Source organism: Blattabacterium cuenoti, assembly GCF_014251555.1.
GTDB lineage: Bacteria > Bacteroidota > Bacteroidia > Flavobacteriales > Blattabacteriaceae > Blattabacterium > Blattabacterium cuenoti_P.
In genome coordinates this window covers 352,212-360,794 of the sequence record NZ_CP059190.1, presented here as the reverse complement: position 1 = coordinate 360,794, position 8,583 = coordinate 352,212, and the positions used below count along the sequence as shown (strand labels likewise).

Here is an 8,583-nt window from a genome sequence, read left to right as displayed (position 1 = left end):
AAAAAAAAACGTATACTTGCATTTTTGGAATAAGATTTATTGTTCTTTGCATAAAGAAGCTTCTAGACCTGATATTTTAGGATTTTTTAATAAGGTTTTGCATCTTTGATATTAATTTTTTTACAACGGAGAGTTTGATCCTGGCTCAGGATGAACGCTAGCGGCGGGCCTAACACATGCAAGTCGAGGGGCAACATGAAGTCTATTTATTTATAGATTTCGATGGCGACCGGCGTACGGGTGCGTAACACGTACGTAACCTACCTTTTTCTAGAAGATAGCCTGAGGAAACTCGGATTAATATTCTATAATATAATAGAATCGCATGGTTTTATTATTAAAGCAGAAATGCGGAAAAAGATGGGCGTGCGTCCGATTAGTTTGTTGGTGGGGTAAAGGCTTACCAAGACTATGATCGGTAGGGGGCCTGAGAGGGTGATCCCCCACACTGGTACTGAGATACGGACCAGACTCCTACGGGAGGCAGCAGTGAGGAATATTGGTCAATGGAGGAAACTCTGAACCAGCCACGTCGCGTGCAGGAAGAATGCCTTACGGGTTGTAAACTGCTTTTGTTTAGGAATAAAAATTCTTACGTGTAAGAATCATGAATGTACTATACGAATAAGTGTCGGCAAACTCCGTGCCAGCAGCCGCGGTAATACGGAGGACACAAGCGTTATCCGGATTTATTGGGTTTAAAGGGTGCGTAGGCGGTTTATTAAGTCAGTAGTGAAATATTGCAGCTTAACTGTTAAAATTGCTATTGATACTGGTAGACTTGAGTGAGATTGGAGTAGCTGGAATGTGTGGTGTAGCGGTGAAATGCATAGATATCACACAGAACACCGATCGCGAAAGCAGGTTACTAAATCTATACTGACGCTGAGGCACGAAAGCGTGGGGAGCAAACAGGATTAGATACCCTGGTAGTCCACGCCGTAAACGATGATCACTAGTTGTTGGATTTTTTTCAGTGACTAAGCGAAAGTGATAAGTGATCCACCTGGGGAGTACGGTCGCAAGGCTGAAACTCAAAGGAATTGACGGGGGCCCGCACAAGCGGTGGAGCATGTGGTTTAATTCGATGATACGCGAGGAACCTTACCAAGGTTTAAATGTACTACGAATAAGCTAGAAATAGTTTAGTCTTTGGACGGAGTACAAGATGCTGCATGGTTGTCGTCAGCTCGTGCCGTGAGGTGTTGGGTTAAGTCCCTCAACGAGCGCAACCCTTATTGTTAGTTGCCAGCGAGTAATGTCGGGGACTCTAGCAAGACTGCCGACGTAAGTCGAGAGGAAGGTGGGGATGACGTCAAATCATCACGGCTCTTATACCTTGGGCTACACACGTGCTACAATGGTCGGTACAAAGGGTTGCTACTGGGCAATCAGAAGCTAATCTCTAAAAGCCGATCCCAGTTCGGATTGGAGTCTGCAACTCGACTCTATGAAGTTGGAATCGCTAGTAATCGCATATCAGCCATGATGCGGTGAATACGTTCCCGGGCCTTGTACACACCGCCCGTCAAGCCATGGAAGTCGGGGGTACCTGAAATTGGTGACCGTAAAAGGAGCTGCTTAAGGTAAAATCGATAACTGGGGCTAAGTCGTAACAAGGTAGCCGTACCGGAAGGTGCGGCTGGAACATCTCTTTTTTTAGAGTATTTTTCTTATTGAAAATGATTTTTTTATTAGGCTAGAAGCTTTTTTTTACTGAAAAAAAAGAGTGGAGATTGATTAATCATATCAGTCTCGTAGCTCAGACGGTTAGAGCGCTACACTGATAATGTAGAGGTCCGCGGTTCAATTCCGCGCGAGACTATTTAAAAGTGAAGGGTGAGGGGGGATTAGCTCAGCTGGCTAGAGCGCCTGCTTTGCACGCAGGAGGTCATCGGTTCGACTCCGATATTCTCCATTTTGTAAAGTTCTTTGACATACATAATATACAATAATAATGAGTAAGAATCGAAAAAGCTAATGAAGAGCGTATGGTGGATGCCTTGGCTCTGAGAGGCGAAGAAGGACGTGATAAGCTGCGATAAGCTGCGGGGATTGGCACATACAAATTGATCCGCAGATTTCCGAATGGGGAAACCTATCATATTGATGATATGATGTTACTCCGAATAGAGTAAAGCAAACCTAGAGAACTGAAACATCTAAGTATCTAGAGGAAAAGAAAACAATAGTGATTCCGTAAGTAGTGGCGAGCGAAAGCGGAAAAGCCCAAACCATTGTAGTTTAGACTACAGTGGGGTTGTAGGTCTATAATAAGGACTATTTTTTTATAGTAGAAAAGATTTGGAAAAATCTATCATAGAAGGTGATAATCCTGTATACGAAATGAAAAAATTACCTAATAGTAACCTGATTAGGACGGGACACGGGAAATCTTGTCTGAATCTACCGGGACCATCCGGTAAGGCTAAATACTACTCAGAGACCGATAGTGAACTAGTACCGTGAGGGAAAGGTGAAAAGTACTTCGAATAGAAGGGTGAAATAGATCCTGAAACCATACGCTTACAAACTGTCGGAGCTTCTTTGTGAAGTGACGGCGTGCCTTTTGCATAATGAACCTACGAGTTAATTTTTCCGGCAAGGTTAAGTAGTTTAGCTATGGAGCCGCAGTGAAAACGAGTCTGAATAGGGCGCATAGTCGGAAGAATTAGACGCGAAACCGAGTGATCTACCCATGAGCAGGTTGAAGCTGTGGTAACACATAGTGGAGGACCGAACCGGTTGACGTTGAAAAGTCTTCGGATGACTTGTGGGTAGGGGTGAAAGGCTAATCAAACTCGGAGATAGCTCGTACTCCCCGAAATGCATTTAGGTGCAGCATCGTGTAAAATAATACAGAGGTAGAGCTACTGATTGGATGAAGGGGTTTCATCACCTACTAATTCCTGACAAACTCCGAATGCTGTTATTATGTTTCACGGTAGTGAGGGCATGGGTGCTAAGGTCCATGTCCAAGAGGGGAACAACCCAGACCATCAGTTAAGGCCCCTAAGTATATATTAAGTTGAACTAACGTGGTTCAGTTACTCAGACAGCTAGGATGTTAGCTTGGAAGCAGCTATTCATTTAAAGAGTGCGTAACAGCTCACTAGTCGAGTGATTGAGCGTGGATAATAATCGGGCATAAATATATCGCCGATACTATGGGATTGATTTACAAAATCAATCGGTAGGGGAGCATTGTAATGGCGTTGAAGCTATGTTGTAAGATGTAGTGGAGCTATTACAAAAGAAAATGTAGGTATAAGTAACGATAATGCGGGCGAGAAACCCGCACACCGAAAAACTAAGGGTTCCTCAGCTATGTTAATCAGCTGAGGGTTAGTCGGATCCTAAGATGAAATCGATAGGTGTAATTGATGGAAAACCGGTTAATATTCCGGTACTTGCTTTTATTGCGATAGGGGGGACGGAGCGATGAAACTGTCGCGTACGGACGGAAGTGTACGTTAAAATAGTTAGGTATAAAATATATTGGAAAATCCGTATGTTTTGCCGATCTATGATAGTACCACAAACTTTCGAGCGAGTGGATAGTGCAGGTAAGAGCTTCCAAGAAAAGCCTCTAAGCTTCAGATAAAAGCAACCCGTACCAAAACCGACACAGGTAGTTGAGGAGAGAATCCTAAGGTGCTCGAGTGATTCACGGCTAAGGAACTAGGCAAAATGAACCTGTAACTTCGGGAGAAAGGTAGCCTTTCTTTAGGAAGGCCGCAGAGAATAGATCCAGGCGACTGTTTATCAAAAACATAGGACTCTGCTAAATTGAAAAATGATGTATAGGGTCTGACACCTGCCCAGTACTGGAAGGTTAAAGAAAAAGGTCAGCTTCGGCAAAGCTTTTAACTGAAGCCCCAGTAAACGGCGGCCGTAACTATAACGGTCCTAAGGTAGCGAAATTCCTTGTCGGGTAAGTTCCGACCTGCACGAATGGTGTAACGATCTGGAAACTGTCTCAGCCGTGAGCTCGGTGAAATTGTAATATCGGTGAAGATGCCGATTACTCGCAATGGGACGAAAAGACCCCGTGAACCTTTACTATAGCTTCGTATTGATTTCGATTAAAAAATGTGTAGGATAGGTGGGAAACTATGAAGCATTGTCGTCAGGTAATGTGGAGTTATCCTTGAAATACCACCCTTTTTTTAGTTGAAATCTAACTCAATTAGAAAACATTGAGAACATTGCGTGGTGGGTAGTTTGACTGGGGTGGTCGCCTCCAAAAAGGTAACGGAGGCTCCCAAAGGTACCCTCAACACGTTTGGTAATCGTGTGTAGAGTGTAATGGCATAAGGGTGCTTGACTGTGAGACTTACAAGTCGATCAGGTACGAAAGTAGGGCATAGTGATCCGGTGGTTCCGTATGGAAGGGCCATCGCTCAAAGGATAAAAGGTACTCCGGGGATAACAGGCTAGTCTCCCCCAAGAGCTCACATCGACGGGGAGGTTCGGCACCTCGATGTCGGCTCGTCACATCCTGGGGCTGAAGAAGGTCCCAAGGGTTGGGCTGTTCGCCCATTAAAGTGGCACGCGAGCTGGGTTCAGAACGTCGTGAGACAGTTCGGTCTCTATCTATTGCGAGCGTTAGAAGCTTGAGTGGAGCTGATTCTAGTACGAGAGGACCGAATTGGACGAACCTCTGGTGTATCAGTTGTGTCGCCAGATGCATTGCTGAGTAGCTATGTTCGGAAGAGATAAGCACTGAAAGCATATAAGTGCGAAACTCACCACAAGATTAGGCTTCTTTCAAGGGTCGTTGTAGATGACAACGTTGATAGGCTATAAGTGTAAAGACAGTAATGTCATAGCTGAGTAGTACTAATTACCCGTAAGCTTTTTTTAATCTTTTCTCATGTATATATGTATATTATGTTATGTCATTTTAAAATTTTATTGGGTGGTTATAGCAATGTGGCCCCACCTCTTTCCATTCCGAACAGAGAAGTGAAACACATTAGCGCTGATGGTACTGGTTCTTCCGGGAGAGTAAGTCGCTGCCCTTTTTTTTTGATTGTTTAACTTTCTGAATATAAGTCTAAGTCTCTGTTTTTTGTATCTGCACGAAGAATACTTTCACTTCTGTAATAATAAAGACTTTTCAAACCTATTTTCCAAGCTTCAAGATGTACCTTATTTATGTATTTGGCTGGAGTATTTTGATGAAAGGAAAGATTAATACTCTGTCCTTGATCAATATATTTTTGTCGTATACTGGCTTGTTTTATTAATTCCAGTTGATTAATTTCTTTGAAACATCTAAAAACATTTTTTTGTTCTTCGCTGAGAGCTGTTAAGCCAAGACAAGATCCTTTTTCATTGGCTATTTGTTCCCAAACCTCTGGAAGATTATATCCAATTTCTATAAGTATTCTTTCCAAATAAGGATTTCTTCTAATATGCATTCCTTTTGCATCATCATCCACATATATATTTGCAGCTAGAGGTTCTACACCTTGAGAAAGACCTCCTGCTAGTTTAGCAGAACTTCTATTAGGAGCCATAGCCATTAAAGTTAAATTTCTTCTTCCTGTTCCTACATTCCATTCGGATTCTCCGTATTCTTTAGCTAAATATTTAGTTGCTTTTTGAGATTCCAATTGTATTTTTCTAAATATATTATGTGTCAATATTTCAGATTTAACAGATATAAAAGGAATCATATTAGATTGTAAATAGGAATGCCAACCTAAAGCTCCTAAGCCTAAAGCTCTACTTTTTTCTGCAAAACGAACAGCATCCTCTATTCCTCTTATGTTTTTGCCTTTATCAATAAATTCCTGCAAAACAGCATCAAGAAATAAAATAGCATAAAAAACAGTGTTTGTATTTTTCCATTCTACATATTTATATAAATTTAGAGAAGAAAGACAACATACAAGAGTATGATTTTTGTCTGTTGGTAACATAATCTCTGAACAGAGATTACTATGATGTATTTTTAATCCGTGTTTTTTCCAATTTTCTGGAAGGTTTTGATTAGCATTATCTTTGAAAAAAAGATATGGCTCTCCAGTTTTTACACGTTCTTTAAGAGTATTTATCCACAAAGCTCGTTCTTTACCGTTTTCTTTCAAAACTTTTTCCATAAAAGAATTAGAAATTATCACTCCTTGATGAACATTGTGACATTGACGATTAATATCTCCTTTAGGTTCTCTTATTTTTATAAATTCTGGATACTCTTTATGTTCTATATTCAAATAGATAGCTACAGCGCCTCTTCGTGTTCTACCTTGTTTACTAGCTACGATTGCACTATCATATGATTTAATAAAAGGAATAATTCCATCAGAAGTTCCTAATGTTCCATTTTTTATAGGACTACCTACAGGTCTAACCAAACTAAAATCATATGATGTTCCTCCTCCATGTTTACTCAGTATAGCCATCTCTAAATTTTTTCTATATATTTCATACATGCTATCTCCAATCCTTCCTGAAAAACAACTGATTGGTAAACCTTTTTCTGTTCCTAGATTAACCATAACTGGAGTAGAAGGAATAAGCCATCCTTTCCAAAAAATATTAAAAAACTCTTTTTCTATTTTTGGTTTTTTAAGAATTTTTGCCGCATTTTTTGCTAATCTTTTGTATGCTTCAAAAGGAGTTTCTCCATCTAATAAGTATCCACCTTTAATTGTAGTCAAATATAATTCATTATTAGCCCAAACAGGAAAATCTTTGCCAACTTTCCATCCTTCTTTTTCTGCAATAGGGTGTGTTTCCATTTTTTTTTTAGAACTATTTCTATTTATTTTTTTTCTTTTTCTATTTGCTCTTTTAGTTTAGCTAATCCTTCTATATCACCAAGAGTGGATCTTTCAAATTTTCTATTTCTTACACGTTGTTCTTTCCTTTTATCTTTATCACGATAAATAGATGTATGAGAGACCACAATTTTTTTAATTTCTTTATTAAATTCTATGACCTTAAAATTAGTTTTTTCTCCTTTTTTAAGGAGACTACCATCTTTTTTTTCTAAAAAACGTAATGGTGAAAAAGCTTCAACTTCTTGATCTTCTACAAATTTTACAGAAGCTCCTTTCTCAAATAAATTTGAGATTATTCCATTATGAATGCTTCCTACATAATAATTTTTCTCATACTTATCCCATGGATTTTCAGATAATTGTTTATGTCCTAAATTTAGTCTTCTAGTCTGAGAATCTAAAGCAAGCACAATCACTTCTAATTTATCGTTTATGTTACAAAATTCAGAAGGATGTTTGATTTTTTTTATCCATGAAAGATCATTAGTGTATACAATTCCAGATATTCCTTTCTCTAATTCAAAAAAAACCCCAAAATTTGTAAATTTTTTGACAATTCCAATATGTTTTGATCCGATAGGATATCTATCTTGCATGTTGATCCAGGGATCTTGAGTAAGTTGTTTTACACTCAAAGACATTTTTCTTTCCTGACGATCTATCGTCAAAATGACTGCTTCTAATTCATCTCCTATTTGTACAAAATCTTGGGTAGAAGACAAATCAGTAGACCAAGACATCTCGCTAATGTGTAATAAGGCTTCTACTCCTGGTATTATTTCTATAAACGCTCCATAATCGGCTAAAACAGTCACTTTTCCTTTTACTTTACTTCCTACCTTTAGATCTTTGTCTAAAGAGTTCCAAGGATGAGGCTGCAATTGTTTCAATCCTAATTGTACACGATTTTTGTCCTTATCTACTCCTAAAACTACAAATTTTAATTCTTGTTCTAATTGAACGACTTCTGTGGGATGGTTGATGTGTGGCCAACTCATATCGGTAATATGAAGTAATGCATCTACTCCTCCCAAATCCACAAAAGCACCATAAGGGAGAATGTTTTTTATTTTTCCTTCTAATACTTGACCTTTATCTAACTTTGAGATCATTTCTTTCCTCTGTTCTTCAATATCTCTTTCTATTAATACTTTATGAGAAACCACAACATTTTTTGTTTTTTGATTAATCTTAACGACTTTAACTTCCATAGTTTTTCCTACGTAAGTATCATAATCTCGAACAGGTTTCACATTTATGTGTGATCCAGGCAAAAAACATTCGATATCAAATATTTCAACAATTAAGCCTCCTTTTGTTCTAGCCGCAACATAACCTAATATGACCTCTGATTTTTCGTGCGCTTCATTTATGCGTTGCCAATTTCTCAACATTTTTGCCTTTTGATACGAAAGAATACATTGTCCTTTATAATCCATTTTCACAACCATAACTTCTATCTTGCTTCCAGCTTGAATATTCGAATTTTCTCTAAATTCGCTTATAGGAATGGTCCCTTCTGCTTTAAATCCAATATCGACAATAACAGTTTTATCCGTTATGTGTGTTACTACACCTTGATATATTTCTAGTTCTTGAATGTTGGGTAAAGTTTTTGTGTATAATTCTTCAAATTTTTTTCTTTCTTCCTCATTATTTAAATGAGTTTCGTATTTCGTCCAATCGAAACTTGTTTTTATTTTTCCCTGATTATTCAATTTTTCATTATCAGATAAAGGGGATGAATTTTTTTTTATTTCTTCGGTTTGATTAGACATAATTTTTATTA

General features: G+C 38.6%; 2 protein-coding genes, 2 tRNA genes and 3 rRNA genes. 5 read left to right on the top strand and 2 right to left on the bottom strand.

Annotation, left to right across the window (positions count from 1 at the left end; genetic code table 11):
* Positions 1–122: 122 nt before the first annotated feature.
* The 5 genes from H0H68_RS01695 (at position 123) to rrf (ending at position 5,027) form a co-directional block, all read left to right on the top strand.
* Positions 123–1,658: ribosomal RNA gene (locus H0H68_RS01695) — 16S ribosomal RNA — on the top strand.
* A gap of 93 nt (positions 1,659–1,751) precedes the next feature.
* Positions 1,752–1,825 (top strand) — tRNA-Ile (locus H0H68_RS01690).
* Positions 1,826–1,844: 19 nt separating this feature from the next.
* Positions 1,845–1,918 (top strand) — tRNA-Ala (locus tag H0H68_RS01685).
* Between the two features lie 52 nt (positions 1,919–1,970).
* Positions 1,971–4,866, top strand: a 23S ribosomal RNA gene (locus H0H68_RS01680).
* Positions 4,867–4,917: 51 nt separating this feature from the next.
* Positions 4,918–5,027 (top strand): 5S ribosomal RNA (rrf, locus tag H0H68_RS01675).
* The 16S, 23S and 5S rRNA genes sit together here with 2 tRNA genes alongside, the layout of an rRNA operon.
* Before the next feature lie 12 nt (positions 5,028–5,039).
* On the opposite strand, the gene H0H68_RS01670 is transcribed toward rrf, so the two are convergent.
* Together H0H68_RS01670 and rpsA are read right to left on the bottom strand one after the other, a co-directional pair.
* Positions 5,040–6,752, bottom strand: a complete 1,713-nt coding sequence (locus H0H68_RS01670; protein ID WP_185853100.1) for a ribonucleoside-diphosphate reductase subunit alpha — start codon at positions 6,750–6,752, stop codon at positions 5,040–5,042.
* Positions 6,753–6,775: 23 nt separating this feature from the next.
* A complete protein-coding gene (rpsA, locus tag H0H68_RS01665) occupies positions 6,776–8,572 on the bottom strand; it encodes a 30S ribosomal protein S1 (RefSeq protein WP_185853629.1) in 1,797 nt (598 codons plus the stop codon).
* Positions 8,573–8,583: the final 11 nt, after the last annotated feature.

Coding starts and splice junctions, on each gene's coding strand:
- H0H68_RS01670 (WP_185853100.1), bottom strand. CDS start 6,752: ATGGAAACACACCCTATTGCAGAAAAAGAAGGATGGAAAGTTGGCAAA.
- rpsA (WP_185853629.1), bottom strand. CDS start 8,572: ATGTCTAATCAAACCGAAGAAATAAAAAAAAATTCATCCCCTTTATCT.